The organism is Bradyrhizobium sp. cir1 (assembly GCF_014198245.1).
Lineage (GTDB): Bacteria > Pseudomonadota > Alphaproteobacteria > Rhizobiales > Xanthobacteraceae > Bradyrhizobium.
On the sequence record NZ_JACIHE010000006.1, the window covers coordinates 11335 to 31495 of the forward strand.

20 protein-coding genes are annotated in these 20161 nt (G+C 65.6%); 12 read left to right on the top strand and 8 right to left on the bottom strand.

Translation table 11 applies throughout. The features are described from left to right. Nucleotides 1-6: 6 nt before the first annotated feature. Together GGD63_RS14725 and GGD63_RS14730 are read right to left on the bottom strand one after the other, a co-directional pair. A complete protein-coding gene (locus GGD63_RS14725) occupies nt 7-903 on the bottom strand; it encodes a UPF0280 family protein (protein WP_183243123.1) in 897 nt (298 codons plus the stop codon). Continuing rightward, entirely contained in the window at nt 900-2357 is a 1458-nt protein-coding gene (locus GGD63_RS14730) for a 6-hydroxynicotinate reductase (protein WP_183243125.1), read from the bottom strand. The genes GGD63_RS14725 and GGD63_RS14730 overlap by 4 nt, the downstream gene beginning before the upstream one ends. Before the next feature lie 238 nt (nt 2358-2595). Between GGD63_RS14730 and GGD63_RS14735 the strand changes: the two genes are divergently transcribed. Together GGD63_RS14735 and GGD63_RS14740 are read left to right on the top strand one after the other, a co-directional pair. After that, on the top strand, nt 2596-3078 hold the full coding sequence (locus GGD63_RS14735) for a (2Fe-2S)-binding protein (protein WP_183243127.1): 483 nt from the start codon (nt 2596-2598) through the stop codon (nt 3076-3078). Continuing rightward, entirely contained in the window at nt 3078-6602 is a 3525-nt protein-coding gene (locus tag GGD63_RS14740) for a molybdopterin cofactor-binding domain-containing protein (RefSeq protein WP_183243129.1), read from the top strand. The genes GGD63_RS14735 and GGD63_RS14740 overlap by 1 nt, the downstream gene beginning before the upstream one ends. 209 nt (nt 6603-6811) lie before the next feature. On the opposite strand, the gene GGD63_RS14745 is transcribed toward GGD63_RS14740, so the two are convergent. Further along, on the bottom strand, nt 6812-7777 hold the full coding sequence (locus GGD63_RS14745; protein WP_183243131.1) for a catechol 2,3-dioxygenase: 966 nt from the start codon (nt 7775-7777) through the stop codon (nt 6812-6814). Nucleotides 7778-8208: 431 nt separating this feature from the next. Here GGD63_RS14745 and GGD63_RS14750 point away from each other — a divergent pair, with 431 nt between their 5' ends. From GGD63_RS14750 to GGD63_RS14760, 3 genes are all read left to right on the top strand, one after another. Then, a complete protein-coding gene (locus GGD63_RS14750) occupies nt 8209-9948 on the top strand; it encodes an ATP-binding protein (protein WP_183243133.1) in 1740 nt (579 codons plus the stop codon). A gap of 215 nt (nt 9949-10163) precedes the next feature. Further along, nucleotides 10164-10745, top strand: coding sequence for a peroxidase-related enzyme (locus tag GGD63_RS14755; protein ID WP_183243135.1), 582 nt, complete (start codon nt 10164-10166; stop codon nt 10743-10745). Further along, entirely contained in the window at nt 10742-11245 is a 504-nt protein-coding gene (locus GGD63_RS14760; protein WP_183243137.1) for an MgtC/SapB family protein, read from the top strand. Before GGD63_RS14755 ends, GGD63_RS14760 begins: the two co-directional genes overlap by 4 nt. Here GGD63_RS14760 and GGD63_RS14765 read toward each other — a convergent pair. The 3 genes from GGD63_RS14765 to GGD63_RS14775 all read right to left on the bottom strand — a co-directional run bounded on the left by GGD63_RS14765 (nt 11242) and on the right by GGD63_RS14775 (nt 14371). After that, complete coding sequence (locus GGD63_RS14765; protein WP_183243139.1) at nt 11242-13791, bottom strand: HAD-IC family P-type ATPase; 2550 nt, start codon at nt 13789-13791, stop codon at nt 11242-11244. The two genes, GGD63_RS14760 and GGD63_RS14765, sit on opposite strands and share 4 nt — an antisense overlap. Next, nucleotides 13788-13955, bottom strand: a complete 168-nt coding sequence (locus GGD63_RS14770) for a hypothetical protein (protein ID WP_165405372.1) — start codon at nt 13953-13955, stop codon at nt 13788-13790. Before GGD63_RS14770 ends, GGD63_RS14765 begins: the two co-directional genes overlap by 4 nt. A gap of 185 nt (nt 13956-14140) precedes the next feature. Then, entirely contained in the window at nt 14141-14371 is a 231-nt protein-coding gene (locus tag GGD63_RS14775) for a DUF6894 family protein (protein ID WP_183243141.1), read from the bottom strand. 213 nt (nt 14372-14584) lie between these two features. Here GGD63_RS14775 and GGD63_RS14780 point away from each other — a divergent pair, with 213 nt between their 5' ends. After that, nucleotides 14585-14737 carry a hypothetical protein gene (locus GGD63_RS14780; protein WP_246785479.1) on the top strand — a complete coding sequence of 51 codons (153 nt, stop codon included), beginning with the start codon at nt 14585-14587 and terminating at the stop codon, nt 14735-14737. Between the two features lie 41 nt (nt 14738-14778). Here the strand turns inward: GGD63_RS14780 and GGD63_RS14785 are convergent, their stop codons facing one another. Continuing rightward, a complete protein-coding gene (locus GGD63_RS14785; RefSeq protein WP_183243762.1) occupies nt 14779-15012 on the bottom strand; it encodes a hypothetical protein in 234 nt (77 codons plus the stop codon). Between the two features lie 183 nt (nt 15013-15195). On the opposite strand from GGD63_RS14785, the gene GGD63_RS14790 reads away from it, so the two are divergent. Continuing rightward, the gene (locus GGD63_RS14790; protein WP_183243145.1) at nt 15196-15351 is read left to right on the top strand and encodes a hypothetical protein; all 156 of its coding nucleotides are present in this window, start codon (nt 15196-15198) and stop codon (nt 15349-15351) included. 15 nt (nt 15352-15366) lie between these two features. Here the strand turns inward: GGD63_RS14790 and GGD63_RS14795 are convergent, their stop codons facing one another. Next, nucleotides 15367-15996 (bottom strand): ParB-like protein, encoded by a 630-nt coding sequence (locus GGD63_RS14795; RefSeq protein WP_183243147.1) that lies wholly within the window; start codon nt 15994-15996, stop codon nt 15367-15369. Between the two features lie 325 nt (nt 15997-16321). On the opposite strand from GGD63_RS14795, the gene GGD63_RS14800 reads away from it, so the two are divergent. The 5 genes from GGD63_RS14800 to GGD63_RS14820 all read left to right on the top strand — a co-directional run bounded on the left by GGD63_RS14800 (nt 16322) and on the right by GGD63_RS14820 (nt 20153). After that, nucleotides 16322-16663 (top strand): hypothetical protein, encoded by a 342-nt coding sequence (locus GGD63_RS14800; protein WP_183243149.1) that lies wholly within the window; start codon nt 16322-16324, stop codon nt 16661-16663. Between the two features lie 222 nt (nt 16664-16885). Further along, a complete protein-coding gene (locus GGD63_RS14805) occupies nt 16886-17173 on the top strand; it encodes an acyl carrier protein (RefSeq protein WP_007592476.1) in 288 nt (95 codons plus the stop codon). 10 nt (nt 17174-17183) lie between these two features. Further along, nucleotides 17184-17654 (top strand): 3-hydroxyacyl-ACP dehydratase FabZ family protein, encoded by a 471-nt coding sequence (locus GGD63_RS14810; protein WP_183243151.1) that lies wholly within the window; start codon nt 17184-17186, stop codon nt 17652-17654. Continuing rightward, entirely contained in the window at nt 17651-18853 is a 1203-nt protein-coding gene (locus GGD63_RS14815) for a beta-ketoacyl-ACP synthase (RefSeq protein WP_183243153.1), read from the top strand. The genes GGD63_RS14810 and GGD63_RS14815 overlap by 4 nt, the downstream gene beginning before the upstream one ends. Nucleotides 18854-18875: 22 nt before the next feature. After that, nucleotides 18876-20153 (top strand): beta-ketoacyl-ACP synthase, encoded by a 1278-nt coding sequence (locus tag GGD63_RS14820; RefSeq protein ID WP_183243155.1) that lies wholly within the window; start codon nt 18876-18878, stop codon nt 20151-20153. Nucleotides 20154-20161 lie beyond the last annotated feature (8 nt).

The following is a 20161-nucleotide window of genomic DNA, read 5'->3' on the forward strand; positions in this document are numbered from 1 at the left end:
CCCTGTTCAGGCACAGACCGCGTTCTCCAGCACAAGCGGGTGCGATCGTTGCTCTTCTATATCCTTTGTTCCGATGACAAGCATATCACCACAAAGCCGCAGCACGGCACCTTCGATCAGTCCGCGATCGAACAATTGCCGTGCACATTCCGCGCCAGATTCCAGCGCGGCCGCGCTCTCATTGTGAGACAATTCGCCGACATCACGCGTCACGAGGCGCGCGCCGAGATCGCTGTCGGGCTGAAGCTCGTTCGCAGGCCTCCGGATGATGGCGGGATGCCCGGGCAGATCGACGGCATTGGCGATGACAGTCGCAGCCGCGTCGGCCTGCGAGGCGGTTGCCGCCAGCACCGTCACGGCATCGGCGATCCCGAGCGAAAAGCTGCGGCCGTGGCGCCCGCTGGTCGCAATGCCGCGCGCGGGATCATCTGAATTGAGCCTCATGGTCCGCATCACGCCGTCGCGGTCCGGCCGGTCCATCAGGCCGACGGCAAAATGCTCGCCCTTGCCGAGATGCAGCGCGATGTCGCCGCCGTTATTGACGTAGGCCCGATCGAGCGTCGCGGCGTCCAGCATTGCCCCCAGAATTTCCTCCGCCACGCTGCCGGCCACCGCGGCCATCGGCGTGATGAAGCATCCAGCGGCATAGGGCGCGACGGCGGCGTGCATGCGGCGCGCGACAACGCCCTTCAGCGAGGTTTCCTCCTCGGCCGGTGCACGCAGCCCCGGCAATTCCGCACAGAGCTCGTCGAGCAGCCCGGTGAAACGCTGCGCCGCAGCCTCGTAAGCTGCGCGTACCGCGTCCGCGCGCCCCCTCGCCTCCGCGATCAGATCAATCGGTCCATCCTGCAAATGCAGCCGCCGGCCATCAGACAGCAATGCGATTTGCGGGAGCCGTGTCATGCCCGCGGCCCCGGGATCGGGTTCTGCCAGGGCAGCTGGCGGACATCATCGCCGTTCTGCACCTCAGAGAGCGGCTTTACATAATCCATGTGCCCGCCGAGCGCGGCGTAGTCGGACAGCTTCATCGTGAACTCGATCGGCGCAACCAGCGCCGGCGTCGGCACGTAGCCGAAAGCGCCCGCCGGCATCTGCGTCACGTCGACCATGTAGGTGATGCCGCCGCCCGGCCAGACATAGACCGGCGCGCCGCCGCTGGTGACGCGGGTCAGCGCGTCCTTCACCGAGCGCGTCAGCCGCACCGGATTGTCGGTGACGCCGGCGCGCAGCGAGCCGCCGGCACCCGCCATGAACAGCACCGTGCACAGCGCCGGCTCGCAATTCTCCTGGATACGCTCGACGGAGAATTTCAGGTCGGCCGGCATCTCGGTCTCGACGGGATTCAAGGCCTCGTCGAGCACGTAATAGGACGAATGCTCGCCGGTGGTGGAGACCATCAACATGGAGAGACCGGGCTTGGCTTCCTTCGCATCGAACGGCCCGAGGATCGCCAGCGGATCGGAGATGTTGGTGCCGCCCCAGCCCGTGCCGGGATCGGCCACCTGGAAATAGCGGCCGGGCGTCGAGCGGCGGCCCTTCATCTTGATGCCGGTGTCGGCGATGTCGAGCAGCTTGCCGGCCTGATGCTCCGAGAGCACGCCGGTGATGTGGTCGTCGACCACCACGACCTCGTCGACCTTGCCGTGCCATTGCTTGGCGAACATGCCGATCGTCGCCGAGCCGCAGCCGACGCGCATGCGCTCTTCCTTCACGCCATTGACGATCGGCGGCTGGCCGGCCTGCACCACCACGGTCGCGCCGCCGTCGATGGTCAGCTCCACCGCCTTGCAATTGGCGAGGTCCATCAGCGTGTCGCAAGTGACCCGGCCCTCCTTCTTGGAGCCGCCGGTGAGATGATGCACGCCGCCGAGCGACAGCATCTGCGAGCCATATTCGCTGGTGGTGACATGGCCGACCGCCTCGCCCTGCGCGCGCACGGTCGCGGTCTCCGGCCCGAGATAGCGGTCGGTGTCGATCTTCACCTTGATGCCGCAATAGGAGAAGATGCCCTCGGTGACCACGGTCACCATGTCGACGCCGTCGACCTCCGCGGAGACGATGAACGGTGCCGGCTTATAGTCCGGATAGGTCGTGCCCGCGCCGATCGCGGTGACGAAGGTCGAGGGTTCGTGGACGATCTTGCCGTCCCAATCTTCCGTGCGGCTGAACGGAACGAGCTTGCCTCCATGCGAGACGGTGCGCTCCAGGATCACATGCGGATCGACGCGAACGAGCTTGCCGTCGTGGTTAGCATAGCGGTCGCAGGCACCCGCGGCACCCGGCTTGATGTAGCACATCACCGGACAGGCATCGCAGCGGATCTTGTCGGTGGCAGCGCTCGTTGTTTCCATCACCATGTCAGGCCAGCGGAGACGTCGTTATCATTCGTATACGAACGATGTTGCGCGTGGTCCCCCGGGCCTGTCAAGCGGCGGTGCAGCGCAAAAGATGCGACTGCCGCATAAAACCTCATTTGCCTATCGGCTCTGTCCACAAAGAAGGCAATCGCGCTGCAGTGCGACATGCACGGCTTGCACGTTTGTGTACAAACGGTATCGTCACGACATCGAATTCTACGCGGGCTTGGGACCAGGGATGACGCAGACACCGATCCGCCTCACCGTGAACGGCAGGATCCACGAGATCACCGCGGCGCGCGACACGCCGCTGCTCTATGTGCTGCGCAACGATCTCGCGCTCAACGGCCCGAAATATGGTTGCGGTCTCGGCGAATGCGGCACCTGTACTGTCCTGATCGACGGTGCCGCGGCGCGCTCCTGCGTGATTCCGATCGGCGGCTGCGCCGGCCGCGACATCGTGACGCTCGAAGGCCTCGGCACGCGCGACAAGCCTGATGTCGTGCAGCAGGCCTTCATCGACGAGCAGGCCGCGCAATGCGGCTACTGCCTCAACGGCATGATCATGACCACCAAGGCGCTGCTCGCGCAGAACCCGCGTCCGACCGAGCAGGAGGCGCTGGCGGCGCTGCGCTACAATCTCTGCCGCTGTGGCACGCATGTCGAAATCCTGCGCGCGGTGATGCGCGCATCGGGCCAGCGCACCGAGGCCGCAGATTGATGGCCTCCCCTGTTTCGAACGAAGCTGAGCGCCAATCGGGTTCGCTCGTCGTTGTCCGCACCGTGGACGAGATCACATCCGAGACCTTTGTCCGCATCACCGCGGACGGCTCGGTCACGGCCTATAACGGCCATGTCGATCTCGGCACCGGCATCCGCACCGCGCTCGGCCAGATCGTCGCTGAAGAACTGGATGTGTCCTTTGCGCGCGTCGTCGTCGTGCTCGGCGACACGGCCGTGGTGCCGAACCAGGGCGCGACGATCGCGAGCGAGACCATCCAGATCACCGCCGTTCCCTTGCGCAAAGCCGCGGCGCAGGCGAGGCACTTCTTGATCGCACGCGCGGCCGAACATCTGGAACTGCCGGCCGCCGAACTCAAGATCGAAGACGGACTCGTGCGCGGACATGATAACCGCAGCGTCAGCTATGGCGAGCTGATCGGCGGCGAAGAGATCCGGCTCGAGCTCGAAGACGACGTGACTGTGAAGTCCGTCGGCGATTACGCCATCGTCGGCCAATCCGTCCCACGCGTCGACCTGCCGGCCAAGGCAACGGGCGAATTGACGTTCGTCCACGATATCCGCGTGCCCGGCATGCTTCACGGCCGCGTGGTGCGCCCGCCCTATGCCGGCGTCGATGCCGGCCCGTTCGTCGGCACCAGCCTGATCTCAGTCGATGAATCCTCGGTGCGCGACATTCCCGGCATCGTCGCCGTCGTGCACATCGGCGATTTCGTCGGCATCGTTGCCGAGCGCGAGGAGAATGCGATTCGCGCCGCCGAACAGCTCAAGCTGAGCTGGAAGCCGACGCCAAAGCTTACCGATCTCGCCGATGTCGAGACCGCGCTGCGCGCCAATCCCTCAACGCCGCGCACGCTGATCGACAAGGGCAATGTCGATGCTGCCATTGCCGGCGCGGCCAGGCCGATGCAGCGCACTTACGTCTGGCCCTATCAGATGCACGCCTCGATCGGCCCGTCCTGCGCGGTCGCCGATTTTCAGGACGGCAATATCCGCGTCTGGTCCGGCACGCAGAACCCGCACGTGCTGCGCAGCGATCTGGCGCTGCTGATCGAACGCCCCGAGAGCGAGATCGAGGTCGTCAGGCTGGAGGCCGCCGGGTGCTACGGCCGCAATTGCGCCGACGACGTCACCGCCGATGCGCTGCTGCTATCGCGCGCCGTCGGCCGGCCCGTGCGCGTGCAGCTGACCCGCGAGCAGGAGCATGCCTGGGAGCCCAAGGGCACCGCGCAGCTCATCGACGTCAATGGCGGGCTCGATGCCGACGGCGGCATCGCGGCCTACGATCTCGCGACGCGCTATCCCTCGAACGCGGCGCCGACGCTGGCGCTGTTGCTCACCGGCCGCATCGCGCCCGATCCCGCCGTGCTCCAGATGGGCGACCGCACCGCGATCCCGCCTTACGACTACGATCACATGCGCGTCGTCGCCCACGACATGGCGCCGATCGTGCGCGCCTCCTGGTTCCGCGGCGTCTCGGCGTTGCCGAACACCTTTGCGCATGAATCCTACATCGACGAGGCCGCCTCCGAGGCCGGCGTCGATCCGATCGAATATCGTCTGCGCTATCTGAAGGATCCGCGCGCCGTCGATCTGGTCAATGCGGTCGCCGAACGTGCGGGCTGGACGCCGCGCCCGGTTCGCGAGGAGAAGGACGGCGAGGTCGTGCATGGCCGCGGCTTTGCCTATGCGCTCTACGTCCACAGCAAGTTTCCGGGCTATGGCGCGGCGTGGTCGGCGTGGGTGACAGACGTCGCGGTGAACAAGACGACCGGTGACGTCAGCGTCACGCGCGTCGTCGCCGGGCAGGACTCCGGCCTGATGATCAATCCGGAAGGTGTGCGCCACCAGATCCACGGCAATGTCATCCAGTCGACCAGCCGCGCGCTGATGGAGGAGGTCTCATTCGAGCGCGGTGCGGTGGCGGCGCGCGAATGGGGCGCCTATCCGATCATCCCCTTCCCCGACGTGCCCAAGATCGACGTCTTGATGCTGCCACGGCCGGATCAGCCGCCGCTCGGCGTCGGCGAGTCCGCGTCCGTGCCGAGCGCGGCAGCGATTGCGAATGCCATCTTCGATGCCACCGGCGTGCGCTTTCGCGAGCCGCCATTCACGCCCGAGCGCATTCTCAAGGGATTGCACGGCGAAGCAGCGGCGAGACCGCAGTCTCTGCCCGCGCCCGCAGCCCCGCCTCCGTCTCGCATCTGGGAAAATCCGTTCGCCAAGCGCGCCGGCATCTTCGCAACGATCGCAGCCGTCTGCACCGCCGCGATCGGCATCGGCGCCGCGCTTTTGCCGGGACGCGCCATCGCGCCGATCGCGCGGCCCGATGCGTCGGTCTATTCGGCGGCAACGATCGCGCGCGGCCAAGAGCTCGCCGCGCTCGGCAATTGCGCGGAGTGCCACACCAGTATTGGCGGCGTGCTCAACGCCGGCGGCCGCGCGCTTCAGACGCCGTTCGGCACGATCTATTCAACCAACATCACGCCCGACGTCGAGACCGGTATCGGCGCCTGGTCCTATCCCGCCTTCGAGCGCGCCATGCGCGATGGCTTGCATCGCGACGGGCGTCAGCTCTATCCCGCCTTCCCCTACACGCATTTTGCGAGGACTGGCGATGCCGACCTGCAGGCGCTCTACGCCTACCTGATGGCTCAGCCCGCGGTGCGCGCGACGGCACCCGCCAACACACTCGCCTTCCCGTTCAATCTCCGCCCGCTGCTCGCGGGCTGGAATGCGCTGTTCCACGAGACGAAAGAGCTCAAGCCTGATCCCGCCAAATCCGAGGCCTGGAATCGCGGCGCTTATCTCGTCGAGAGCCTCGGCCATTGCAGCGCCTGCCATTCGCCGCGCAATGCGCTCGGCGCCGAGCAGCGCAATGCCTATCTCGCCGGCGGCTTTGCCGAGGGGTGGGAAGCGCCGCCGCTGACCTCGCTCTCGCACGCGCCGATCCCGTGGAGCGAGGACGAGCTCTACGCCTATTTGCGCACCGGCCATTCGCGCTATCACGGCGTCGCCGCCGGCCCGATGGCGCCGATCGTCCGGGATCTCAAGGCCCTGCCCGACCAGGACATCCGTGCGATGGCCGTCTATCTCAATTCATTCAACGACAGTACCACCGAGACGCCGGACGCGCTTGCGGCACGGCTCGAGAGCGCGACACAGGCCACCGTCGCCTCCTCAGCCGGTGCGCGGCTCTATCAAGGCGCCTGCGCCGTCTGTCACGAGGTCGGCGGCCTGCCGCTGTTCGGCACCCGACCCTCGCTCGCGCTCAACAGCAATCTGCACAGCGCGACATCGGACAATCTCGTGCAGGTGATCCTGCACGGCATCACTGAGCCGGCGTCGAGCGATCTCGGCTACATGCCGGCGTTCAGAAACAGCATGAGCGACGCCCAGGTCGAGGAGCTCGTCAGCTTCCTGCGCCGGCAGTTCGCACCCGACAAGCCGGCATGGACCGGTGTCCGCGAGACGATCGAAAGGGTGCGGGCGTCCACCCACTGAGACAAGACGAAAGAAGGCATGTCTGGAAGCTCGCCTGCGGCCATCCTTCGAGACGCCCGCCTGCGGCGGGCCCTCAGGATGAGGACGGAGTGCGTGGCAGCAGTTCGATAGGCAAAGCTACCGCTTAGCCTCATCCTGAGGAGACCGCGAAGCGGTCGTCTCGAAGGACGAGGCGCTTGCTCAGACCCGCCAAGCTCACATGCTAAGGCTCATCCATGCTTATTTTCCACCGGCGGCGTGCCGTGGGTGTGGAAGGACTCGATTGTCTTCAATCCCCAGGCCTGGCCCTTCTTGCGCTCCTCCTCGGTCCACACGATCGGCTTCCAGTCCGGCGCAAGGATGAGGCGCGCGCCGGCATTGGCGACCTCGACGCGGTTGCCGCCGGGCTCGTAGACGTAGAGGAAGAAAGTCTGCTGGATCGCGTGCTTGTGCGGACCGGTCTCGATATGCACGCCATTCTCCAGGAAGATGTCGGCGGCGCGAAGAATCTCCTCGCGGCTGTCGAGCGCGTAGGTGACGTGGTGGAAGCGGCCCGGCACGCCGGAATGGTCGAGCGAATAGGCGAAGTCATAGCTCTTGTTCGACATCGTCAGCCACATCGCCGCCTCGCGGCCATCATTGAGCACGATCTGCTCGGTGAGCCGGCAGCCGAGATAGTTTTCGAAGAACTCGCGGTTGGCCTTGATGTCGACGGCGAGGCAGTTGAGGTGATCGAGGCGGCGGACGTTGACGCCGCGGGCGGGAAAGCGCTGCGCCTGGTTCTTCAGCGCGGGCTTGAGCTCCGGCGGCGCCTGATACCATTCGGTCTCGTAATAGAGCTCGACGATGTGACCATCAGGGTCGCGGCAGCGGAACGTCGGCCCCTGCCCCATGTCGCCGTCGATCCAGCCGATGTCGAAGCCGGATCCCTTCAGCGCGGCGACGCGCCGCTCCAGCGCCTGCTGGCTGCGCGCGCGCAGCGCCATGTGGCCCATGCCCGATGTCTTCGACGCCGTGAGCTTGAGCGAATAGCGCTCGTAATCGTCCCAGCCGCGCAGATAGACGGACTCACCCTTCTGCCCGCTGACGGTCATGCCCATCACGTCGACGAAGAATTTCAGGCTCTCGTCAGGCTTCGGCGTCAGCAGTTCCATGTGGCCGAGATGGGCGAGATCGAGGATCGGTTCGGGCTGCATGCTTTCCTCCAGAACGTGGCTGCTCTTCCGCCTGACCGGCGGCGCCATTGGAGCACAACGACGCACGCCCGCTGCGCAGCAGCGATAGTTACGATTTCATTTGTACTAATGTACAAATGATTAGGTCCCGTCAACAAATCAACCAGCACGCCCGTTGCGAATGGCTCCCCGGCCGCTCGCGTGGGTCGCTACGGAGAGACCGCAGCCTGCCCGGATGGTAAAATCTTCCTTAAGGCCGCCCCGCCCCCACCCGGCCTCGAAATGCGGCACTTTCCCGGCGTTTCCGCCCACAAATATCCATTGGCGACAAAGCTCCCGGCCGAATTACCGCGGATTTAACGGAGCCGGCGCGCCCGGCGTTTAACCGTTTGTCCAGCGACGGCCGCGCATAGTCTGGAACAAATTCCTTGCTCTTGCCGGGTTCATTCATCGTGACATCCTTTGGACGCGTGATTTCGGTACGTGGATCGCTCGCCCGGGTCGGGCTCTTGGCGACCAGCCAGATGCCGATCTCGGAGGTTCGGGCCACCGTCGGCCGCTTCGTCAGCATTCGCTGCGCGAGCTCGGTCATCGTCGCGATGATCACCGAGGTCTCCTGCGAGAATTTGTCGAGCACCGACAATTACATCGCCATCGCCTCGGTCGACCTGCTTGGCGAGATCCTCAACGCCGCCGACAAGGCCAAATTCCAACGCGGCGTCACCAATTATCCCACCATCGGCGATGCCGTCGACCTGATCACCAGCCAGGAGTTGCGCACGATCTACGCGCCGACCGGATCGGACCAGATCAATGTCGGATTCCTTCAGCAGGACCGCTCCGTCGTCGCCTATGTCGACGTCGAGGAAATGCTGTCCAAGCATTTTGCCGTGCTGGGCTCGACCGGCGTCGGCAAATCGACCGGCGTGTCGCTGCTGCTCAACGAGATCCTGAAGGCGCGGCCGAACCTGCGCATCTTCCTGCTCGACGTCCACAACGAATATGGCCGCTGCTTCGGCGACCGCGCGCTGGTGCTGAACCCGCGTAATCTGAAGCTGCCGTTCTGGCTGTTCAATTTCGAGGAAATCGTCGACGTGCTGTTCGGCGGTCGCGCCGGCGTGCCCGAGGAGCTCGACATCCTCGCCGAGGTAATTCCGCTCGCCAAGGGCGTCTACACCCAGTACCAGAACGCCGACCGCATCGGGCTGAAGCGCATCGATCCCAAGCAGGTCGGCTACACCGTCGACACGCCGGTGCCCTACCGCCTCGTCGACCTGATGTCGCTGATCGATGAGCGCATGGGCAAGCTCGAGAACCGCTCCTCGCGCATCATCTATCACAAGCTGATCTCGCGCATCGAGGCCGTGCGCAACGACCCGCGCTACGCCTTCATGTTCGACAACGCCAATGTCGGCGGCGATACCATGGCCGAAGTCATCAGCCATCTGTTCCGCCTGCCCGCCAACGGCAAGCCGATGACGGTGATGCAGCTCGCCGGCTTCCCGGCCGAGGTCATCGATTCCGTCGTCTCGGTGCTCTGCCGCATGGCCTTCGATTTCGGCCTGTGGAGCGACGGCGTCTCGCCGCTGCTGTTCGTCTGCGAGGAAGCGCATCGCTACGCCTCCGCCGATCGCAACATCGGCTTCGGCCCGACCCGCAAGGCGGTGTCGCGCATCGCCAAGGAAGGCCGCAAATACGGCGTCTATCTCGGGCTGATCACCCAGCGCCCGGCCGAGCTCGACGCCACCATCATCTCCCAGTGCAACACGCTGTTCACGATGCGTCTTGCCAACGACCGCGACCAGGCGCTGCTGCGCGCCGCGGTGTCGGACGCGGCCGCGAACCTCTTGTCCTTCGTGCCATCGCTCGGCACCCGCGAGGTGCTGGCGTTCGGCGAAGGCGTCGCGCTACCGACGCGCTTGCGCTTCAAGGAGGTGCCGCCGCATCAATTGCCGCGCGGCGAAGCCACCATCAGCAGCGTACCGTCCGTCACCTCCGGTCACGACATGCATTTCGTCAGCGCCGTGCTCGAGCGCTGGCGCGGCGCCACCTCGCAGCGCGACACGCCGAACGATCCGGTGTTCTCGGCCCCGCCCGGCAAGACGCTCGGAAGCGTCGAAGCCCCGATGCTGCAGCCTTCGATGGGACTCGATCCCGACCGCTTCTCGCTGCTGAAGAAGCCGCTGCGGTAAGGCAACGCTTTATCCACACCGTCATTGCGAGCGAAGCGAAGCAATCCAGAGTCTTTCCGCGGAGGGATTCTGGATTGCTTCGCTGCGCTCGCAATGACGGCGGATGGAGCGTCGCTCATAACTCGCACTTTCGTCGCGGCCAGTTCGGCCCGACAGATTGAGCCCGCACGCCGCATCGACTATGGTTGCCGGCCTAAAAGCCGGAATCCATGCACATGACAAAAGCCGCCGCGCAACGCTTCCCCGCTCCCGCCCTCGACACGCTCCCCGAGGACATCCGCATCCGCCTGCTTGCCGTGCAGGAAAAAAGCGGCTTCGTGCCGAACGTGTTCCTCACCCTGGCCTACCGCCCCGACGAGTTCCGCGCCTTCTTCGCCTATCACGACGCGCTGATGGAGAAGGAGGGCGGCCTGACCAAAGCCGAGCGCGAGATGATCGTGGTGGCGACGTCCGCCGCCAATCAATGCCAGTATTGCGTGATCGCGCATGGCGCGATCCTGCGCATCCGCGCCAAGAATCCGCTGATTGCCGACCAGGTCGCGGTGAACTACCGCAAGGCCGACATCACGCCGCGCCAGAAGGCGATGCTCGATTTCGCGATGAAGGTCTCCGCCGATGCGCAGCGCGTCTCGGAGGAGGATTTCGCCGCGCTTCAACCGCACGGCTTCAGCGACGACGACATCTGGGACATCGCCGCCATCTCCGCCTTCTTCGCGCTGTCGAACCGGCTGGCGAATTTCACGGGCATGCGGCCGAACGAGGAGTTCTATCTGATGGGACGCTTGCCGAAGAAATGACCGTGCTGGACTGGCCGGAGATCCTTCTGCGCCTTGGAGTCGCCACGCTTGCAGGCTGCGCCATCGGCCTCAACCGTGACCTTCACGGAAAGCCGATCGGGCTGAAGACGCTCGGCATCGTCGGGCTCTCGACCGCGACCGTCGTATTGCTGGCCGTGCAGTTCGCCGAAGCCGGCAAGATCAGCGATGCGGCGAGCCGCGTCATCCAGGGCATCCTCACCGGCATCGGCTTCCTCGGTGCCGGCGTCATCGTCCACGAAAGCGACAGGTTTCGCGTCCGCGGCCTGACCAGTGCCGCCTGCACCTTCCTCGCCGCCTGCCTCGGCATCGCCTGCGGCGTCGGCCAGTGGCCGATCGTCGGCACGGCGCTGACGCTGGCCTTCCTGATCCTCACCGTCGGCAACCGCACCGAGCACTGGCTGCACCGGATGCTCGGCGGCAGGAGCGAGACGCACGAAACCGATGCGCCGCGGAAGCCGGGCTCTCCGGGCGAGAACTAGAACCGGAGCCGCCGCGCCCACAGCGGCTTCAGCGCTTCGAGCACCGTCAGCACCGAGAGGCCCGCGCCGAGCGTGATCAACAGATCATCGGCATGCAGCGGACCGAAGCGGAACAGGCTGGAGGCCGGCGGCCAGAGCAGCGCGGTGGCAAGAACGGCGGCGACCGCCGCGAATATCGAGGCCAGCGCGGGATTTGGCCGGAAGAAAGCCGACACGAACGAGGCGCTGAAGGACCGGTTGACGAGGACCAGCGCGACGAAGCAGACCACGAGCGTCACGAAGGTGAGCGCCCTCGCCTCGTCGGCGGCAAGGCCGGAGCGGAGCGCGCCGACGAATATGGTGGCGGTCAGGCCGAAGGTGAGCGCGCCCTGAAGAACGCTCCAGCCGACCAAGGCCCACGAGAATAGCTCGGCATCGGCCCGTCTCGGCGGGCGCGTCATCGCATCGCGCTCCTCGCGCTCGGCCTCGAACACCAGCGAGCACACGGGGTCGATGATCAGCTCCAGAAACGCGATGTGAACCGGACTGAAGATCAGCGGCAGCCCGAACACCAGCGGCAACAGCGCAAGCCCGGCGATCGGGACGTGAACGGCGAAGATGAAGGCCATCGCCTTGCGAAGATTGTCATAGATGCGGCGCCCCAGGCGAATGGCCGCCACGATCGAGGCGAAATCGTCGTCGAGCAGCACGATCGACGACGCCTCTCGCGCGACGTCGGTCCCGCGCCCGCCCATCGCGATGCCGATATGAGCGGCCTTGAGCGATGGCGCGTCGTTGACGCCGTCGCCGGTCATCGCCACGATCTCGTCGTTGGCCTTCATTGCCTGGACGATGCGCAGCTTCTGTTCCGGCAGGACCCGCGCGAACACGCTCACATGCCCGACGCGCTGCGCAAGCTCCGGATCGTCCGCCAGCCTGACCTGATCACCGGTCATGACATCCTGGACGTCGAGGCCGGCCTGGTTCGCAATGGCAACGGCCGTTGCCGGATAATCGCCCGTGATCATGACGACGCGAATCCCGGCCGCACGGCATTCGCGAACCGCCTCCGGGACATGGGGCCGCAGCGGATCGGCAAGCCCGACCAGGCCGACAAATCGAAATGCGAACGCCTGTTGCGACTGCGGGAGCGAGGTGTCATTGCAGACGGCAACGGCCACGCCCAGCACCCGAAGCCCGTCGCTCGCCATCGCGCTGGCGGCATCGCGCACCAACTCCTGGTCGGCATCGTTCAGCCTGCACAGGCGCGCAACCGCCTCGGGCGCTCCCTTGGCGCATGCGACGAGCTCCGCCCGGCCGGCTGTCCGCCAGACCTGGGTCATGGCCAGCAGCTCGGGCCGCAGACCGTAGGTGCGCAGCAGCGTCCGCTCGCCACCCATGGCATCACCGTCCGGCAAGGCGTCGCGCGCGAGCTGGTGCAGCGCCCTCTCCATCGGATCGAACGGTTCCGGAGAGCTCGCCAGGGCGCCGCAGCGCGCCAGCTCGACAAATTCCGGCCTGGCGCGACCTTGTCCGGGCGCGGGGCGCATCCGCGCGCCATCGGGCAGCCGCAGCTCCGCAACAGACATGCGGTTCTGCGTCAGCGTTCCGGTCTTGTCGGTGCACAGGACGGTCGCAGACCCCAAAACCTCGATGGCGGCGGCGCGCCGCGTCAGCACGCGGGCTTGCGAGATCCGCCACGCTCCCATCGCCATGAAGACCGTGAGCACGACGCCGAATTCTTCCGGAAGCATCGACATGCCGATGGCGATGCCCGCCAGCAGCGCCTGCAGCCAGTCCCCGCGCAAGACGCCGTAGAGCGCGACGGCGGCGAGGCTGACCATTGCGCCGCCGAGGAAGCAGAGCCGCACCAGCCTTGCGGTCTGTTGCTGCAGCCGCGGTGGCTCGGCCTGCAAGCCGCGCAGCGACAATCCGATCTTCCCGATCTCGCTGCGTGGGCCGGTCGCCTCGACCAGCGCCAGCCCCTCGCCACGCACGACGAGCGAGCCGGAATACACGAAGGGCTGATCCTCGCCGCCGGGCCGGTGATCGACCGCTGCGGTCCCGTCCGCGGCCTGCTTGCGGACTGGCACGGACTCGCCGGTCAGCAGGGACTCGTCGATCTGCAGATCGCGCGCCTCCACCAGCGCGGCATCGGCGGGAACCCGATCGCCTTCGCCGAGCACGAGGAGATCGTCGCGCACGACCTCCCGGCCCGGAATTCGCCGGCGCGCACCGTCCCGCACCACAAGCGCACGCGGGCTGGTCAGGTCGCGCAGGGCGTCCAGCACGCGCTCGGTCCGGGTCTCCTGCACCACCGTGATCACGATGGACATAGCACCGAAGGCCAGGAGGATCAGCGCTTCCTTGAGATCGCCGAGCACGAGGTAGATCAGCCCACCGCAAAGCAGCAACAGGAGCATCGGCTCGCGCAGCACCTCCACGACGATGCGCAAGGGGCTGCGCCGCTCGGGTCGCGGCAACTCGTTGGCGCCGTCCTTTTCCAGCCGCGCCTTCGCCTCGGCCTCGCTCAGTCCGGCCGGTCGCGCGCCCGTCTTGCCGCTCACGTCTTCCGCCGCAGGCTCCAGAGACTCCCGGCGAGCAGGACGGCGGTCACGAGCAGGATGGCGACGAAGGTCTGGATGATGGTGAAATTCAGCGCATCCCGCGCCACGAACAGCGCGGTGATCGCTCCGGCGAGGACGAACAGAATGCGAAGAATCAGGCTCATCGTGGCGTCTCCAGGTCGGGCATGATCCGGAGTCCATTTGCCTACGCGGGAGCGCAACGCTGGTTCGGCAGTCATGCAGGCAGACTTTACCGGCCGCCGACGGCGTCTGTTTGCGATACGTCAAGATCGCATGCGCCGCTCTGCCGCAGGTTCGGACCGGCCACGCTCCGGCCGACACCGCACGCCTAGATTTCCTCGACCTCGAGCGTAATCGACACCTTCAGGAACGGCCCGCCCCCCTCGCGAACGTCGATGACGACGTGGCGCGCGCTGCCCGAGACGAAGGCATCGCGGGCGATGGAGGCGCCGGTCATGACCGCCTCCTTGCGAGCATCGTTCTCGTTCGCAAGATCCAGCCCGTCCTCGTCGGGAAACACCCGGCCGTTCTCGTGGATGTCGAAATGGAATCGCGGCATCGGGCGCCCTCGGAGCGTTGGCGACTGCTGCAGGTAAAGGCCGTCGAAATGCGCCAGTTCCAAAGATTTCCGCTTATCGAGCACCGTGCCACGCTCCGATACACAAAAGTTAAGGACAGTGCTCGCGCGGCCATGGTTGTCTTTGCACCGGAAAGGCAAATCATGACCAGGAAACGCAACCGAACCCGACCGGCCCTCTCGCTCCAGGAGCGCTTGAACAGATTCACGCAGGACGCATGGGCTGCCGCGAGCAAGCTGCCGGCCGGCGCCGAACGCTACACGCTGCTGCAAAAGGCGCGCAACGGCGAGGCCGCCGCGGAGATCGAACGGCTGCTCTCTTCACCCGGCCCGCGGGATCCGAAGTGATCACACCGCTGCCCGACCTGCGGCTGCGAAGCGCGAGACCGCTATTGCTTCGCCATCAAGTCAAGCGCCGGGGCAAAGCGCTCGGCAAATGTCAGTGTCTTGGCGTGGTGAACTGCGGCGAACGAGGCCGAGATCCCTGCCGAGGCGACGGCGAGCAAGGCAATTGCGAAAAACAGACGGCGCATGTCTGCCTCCTGTGTGAGCTCGATACCCGGATAGTTGGGACGGCTCTGTTTCAGGACGGTTTCGTCGGCGCGGAAAATGACTTCACTCAACAGGGTGTGATGACAGCCGGCTTATCGGGCCGCATGCCGCAACCAACTAACAAGTGTCGCCGTAGTTTTGCAGCGGGCGTGAGCGGAACCGGGAATTTTGCCCCGTGATCACGATCGTCAATCGCAAGGACCGCCGCGCCAGGCAGCACTTGCCGGAATGCGCAGTCGTCGAGGACTACTCAAATGAAAGTCGTCATTCAGAAGCTCAATGGTCTATGGCACCTCATCATCGGATCGAGCCGGATCCGAACGCCATTCCTGGCAACCCAGGACCGCGCGCTGGTCGTCACTTATGCGCGGCGCGCTTATCCCGGCGCCAAGATCTTCCAGCGCGACTGATATGAGGGCACGCGCTCAATCATCCTCTGCCGGCCCGCACCAGCCGGGCAGATAAACGGCGTCCTTGCTCTTGGCCGCAGCCAGGGCATTCTCGAGCGCCTTGTCAAAATTGGCATCCACCGCCTTGCGCGACAGCTTCCGGCGCAGAAAGTCGGCCCACAGGAACTCGGAGAACGGCGTGGTGTCCTTGGCGAAGCCGCCCATGCGGCGGAGCTCGCCTGCAAGGCTGCGAAAGGGATCGTCCTTGAGATCGGCGACCGATTTCGGCAGATCGCGGAAAGACCGCCGCTCGCCCTTGGCATCGTATGGGTAGACCCAGCGCTTGTTGTCCATCACGCCCCAGAACGCCTCGCGCTCGACCATGCGGAGGTCGCCGACCACAGTCACCAGCACCTCCTTGATGCCCTCGTCGTGCAGCGCGCGGCCGAGATGATGATGGTCGATCACGTAATAGCGCTCGTCAGGTCCGTGCACGACGGGGATCATGTGGGTGCCGAGCAGGTCGGCCTGCTTCTTCTTGTCATGCTCGCGCCAGCGCTTGCGCTTCTCCTTGACCTCGCGCATGCCGACCGTCATCTGCGTCGGCCGAAGCGACAGGATCGGCACCGGATGCACTCTCGGCTCGCGCGCGTTGGTCGTGGTCATGGTCGAAGGGTCCCTCACATCGTTGCAACTGGTCGCCCGGGTTCCCTGGATTATGCCATGGGCCCCATGGCGGTAAATGCGTTCGACCTGCACGGGGAGATCACAAGCCGATGTTCACGAGGCTGGACGCGGCGCCTTCTTTCGTTGCTGCAACGCAACCCGAGTCCTGCCCGGGCATGGACGACCCCGGCTCCGCGATCTCTGGGGCTTCCCCGAACAGGGCGTGCAAAAGACACAATGCACGTCCGCGTTGAGAAGATTTTCCGCCAACACTTTCACCTCGTGTGCTATCTAAAAATCGCTGCTTCGGAGTGATCCTCGCCCCATGAAAACCCAGCGGCCCATAAGCTCGGATGACGAGCACCGGGTGCTCCAGTTCAGGCCGCGCACCGCGCCCAGCCCGGCGGTCCACCGGGGCAACGGCACCGTGCAGCCTCTGCGCGTCACGCCCGAGCCGCTCGACCTGTCGCGGTACGAGCAGCCTCGCGCCGAGCCGGACGATTTCCGCCACCGCATGCTCGCGAACATCGCCGCGCTCGCCTTCACCATCGCGCTGACCGCGATCGGGATCTGGCTCGCGGTGAGCATCGCCGACCTGCGCCGGACCCAGGATTGCGTGCTGATGGGCCGCCGCGACTGCGCCAAGATCACGACACCGCACATCTAGGCCCGGCCTGCGGTCGGAGCCCCCTGCCGGCGGCGTCCCCAGCCCTGTTCCTTGCTGTCCCTTGGCTCGCCCGGCTCCATTGAACTCAGGGCGGCGCTCCGATATACGGGCTTTCGACCCGGCCAGAGGGGGGTTTGAGGGCGTCATCAGGGGCGCGATGCCCACCCACCGCGCCACTCTGGAACATCTGACAAATATCCGCAATATATCAAAGGCTTAGTGATGTCTTCCACATTCGATCAGGTCGCCACGATCATCGCTGAAACCTGCGACATCCCGCGCGACACGATCACGCCGGATAGTCACGCCATCGATGACCTCGGCATCGACAGCCTCGATTTCCTCGATATCGCCTTCGCGATCGACAAGCAGTTCGGCATCAAGCTGCCGCTGGAGAAGTGGACGCAGGAGGTCAACGACGGCAAAGCGACCACCGAACAATATTTCGTGCTGAAGAATCTGTGCGCGCGCATCGACGAGCTGGTTGCCGCCAAGGGCGCGAGCGCCTAATCGGGCGACCATGCAACTCGAATACTTCCACATGATCGATCGCATCGTCGACCTCAACGTCGACGAGAAGAAGATCGTCGTCGAGGCCCAGGTCCCGAAGGAGAGCACCATCTTCGAGGGGCATTTTCCGGGCTATCCCTTGATGCCCGGCGTGCTCCTGATCGAATCGATGGCGCAGGCCTCGGGCTGGCTTCAGCTCGGCGTGTTCAAGTTCGAGCGCATGCCGATCCTGGCCGCCGTGAAGGAAGCCAAGGTGCGCGGCTCGGTCTTCCCCGGCGATCTCATGAGCATCGAGGCGAGCCTCGCCCATGAGGGCTCGGGCTATGCCATGACCGAAGCCAAGATCAGGGTCGGCGGCAAGCTGCGCGCCAATTCGGCGCTGACCTTCACACTGATCCCCTTCCCCAATGCGGACATGCGCGGGTACATGACGAAAGTCGCCGAGCGCGTCGGCTTTCCGCAACAGGCCGTATCGCCATGACTGACACCGCTTCGAAGCCCGGCCAGACGGAAGTCTGGATCACCGGCATTGGCCTTGCCACCTCGCTTGGCGAGGGCCTGGACGCCAACTGGGCCGCGCTCCAGGAAAAGCGCATCAATGTCGACGAGAAGGGCTTTGCGCCCTACATCGTGCATCCCCTGATGCCTGTCGCCTTCGACAGCCAGATCCCGAAGAAGGGCGACCAGCGCCAGATGGAAGCCTGGCAGCGCATCGGAACCTATGCCGCCGGTCTTGCGCTCGATTCCGCCGGCATCAAGGGCAACAAGGACATTCTCTCGAAGATCGACATGGTCGTGGCCGCCGGCGGCGGCGAGCGCGACCTCAACGTCGACAGCGGCGTGCTCACGGCCGAAGCCAAGGGAGCCAACGCGCCCGGCTTCCTCAACGAGCGGCTGATGAGCGATCTCAGGCCGACGCTGTTTCTGGCCCAGCTTTCCAACCTGCTCGCCGGGAACATCGCCATCGTGCACGGTCTTGGCGGCACCTCGCGCACCTTCATGGGCGAAGAGGTCGCCGGCGCCGATGCCGCGCGAATCGCGCTTGCGCGCATCGCCTCGGGCGAGAGCGACATCGCCCTCGTCGGCGGCTCGCACAATGGCGAGCGCAAGGACTTGCTCGTCCTCTACGAATTCGGCGACTTCAACCTCAAGGACAAGTTCGCACCGGTATGGGCCCGCAAGGACCACGCCGGCTTCGCGCTCGGCTCGGCCGGCGCATTCCTGGTGCTGGAATCGAAGGCCCACGCCGAAGCGCGCGGCGCAAAGCCTTATGCAAAGCTGTCGAGCGTCGTGGCCGATCTCGCCCGCCGCAAGCAGCCGGGCGACATGGCGGCAACACTGGAGAAGCTGTGGGCCAAGCTGCCCAAGCGCGAGGGCAAGGGTGCGATCATCACGGGCGCGACCGGCGCAGAGCCGGCGACGAGCGAGGAGCGCGGCTTCCTGAAGGGCCATGCCGACTTTCCGGTGCGCTCGACCGGCACGGTGTTCGGCCACGCCATGGAGACGCAATTCCCGCTCGGAATTGCGCTCGCTGCGCTGTCGATCTCGCGTGGTGCGCTGTTCCCGCCGAACGATTCGACCGGGACCGAGATTGAAATGCAGGGCGCGCCTACCCAGATCGTGGTGGTGGGGGCCGGACACTGGCGCGGCGAAGGCATGGCGCTGGTCGAGGCGGTTTAGTTAGCTCAAGCGGGGGATCGACATGACTGCACCACGCGACAAATTCGGGCGTCCCGTCGTCGTTGTCACCGGCATGGGCATCATGACCTCGCTCGGTGCCGGCAAGGCCGACAATTGGGCGAAGCTCGTCGCCGGCGAATCCGGCATCCGCACCATCACGCGCTTTCCGATCGACGGCCTCAAGACCACGATGGCCGGCACGGTCGATTTCGTCAGCGTCGATCCGTTCTCCTCCACCGCCCTGTCCGAGCGGATGGCCGAGCTGGTGACGCAGGAAGCGCTGGAGCAGGCCGGCATCGGCGCCAAGGCGGATTTCCCGGGTCCCCTTTTCCTTGCAGTCGCGCCGGTCGAGGTCGAATGGCCGCAGCGCCGAGAGCTCGGTCGCGACGTCGGCCAGCTCGACATCACCTATGACGATTTGCTGCGCATTTCCGGCGGCGGCAAGTACAGCGCCTACCATCATCGCTTCATGTTCGGCTCGGTCGCCGCGCATCTCGCCGAGACCTTCGGCACCAAGGGCTCGCCGATCTCGCTGTCCACGGCCTGCGCCTCGGGCGCGACCTCGATCCAGCTCGGCGTCGAGGCGATCCGCCGCGGCGAGACCGATGCTGCGCTGTGCGTCGCGACCGACGGCACGGTGAATCCGGAAGCGCTGGTGCGCTTCTCACTGCTTTCGGCGCTGTCGACCCAGAACAATCCGCCGCAGGCAGCGTCCCGCCCCTTCTCCAAGAACCGCGACGGCTTCGTCATGGCCGAAGGCGCCGGCGCCCTGGTGCTCGAAAGCTACGAGGCGGCGACTGCGCGCGGCGCAAAGATCCTCGGCGTGATCGCCGGCTGCGGCGAGCTCACCGATTCCTTCCATCGCACCCGCTCCTCGCCCGACGGCAAGCCGATCATCGGCTGCATGAACAAGACGCTGGCCGATGCCGGCATGACGCCGGACCAGATCGACCACATCAACGCGCACGGCACCTCGACACCCGAAAACGACAAGATGGAGTTCAACACGACATCGGCCGTGTTCGGCGAGCTCGCGCAGAAGATTCCGGTCACCTCCAACAAGTCGATGGTCGGCCACACCATCTCGGCCGCGGGCGCAGTCGAGGCGATCTTCTCGCTGCTCACGCTCGAGCACCAGCGCATTCCGCCGACGATCAACTACGAGACTCCGGATCCCACGATCCTGTTCAACGTCGTCGGCAACAAGGCGCGCGATGCCCGCGTGACCGCAGTCATGTCGAACTCGTTCGGCTTCGGCGGCCAGAACGCCTCGCTGATCTTGACCCGCGAACCGGCCTGACCGGGCGC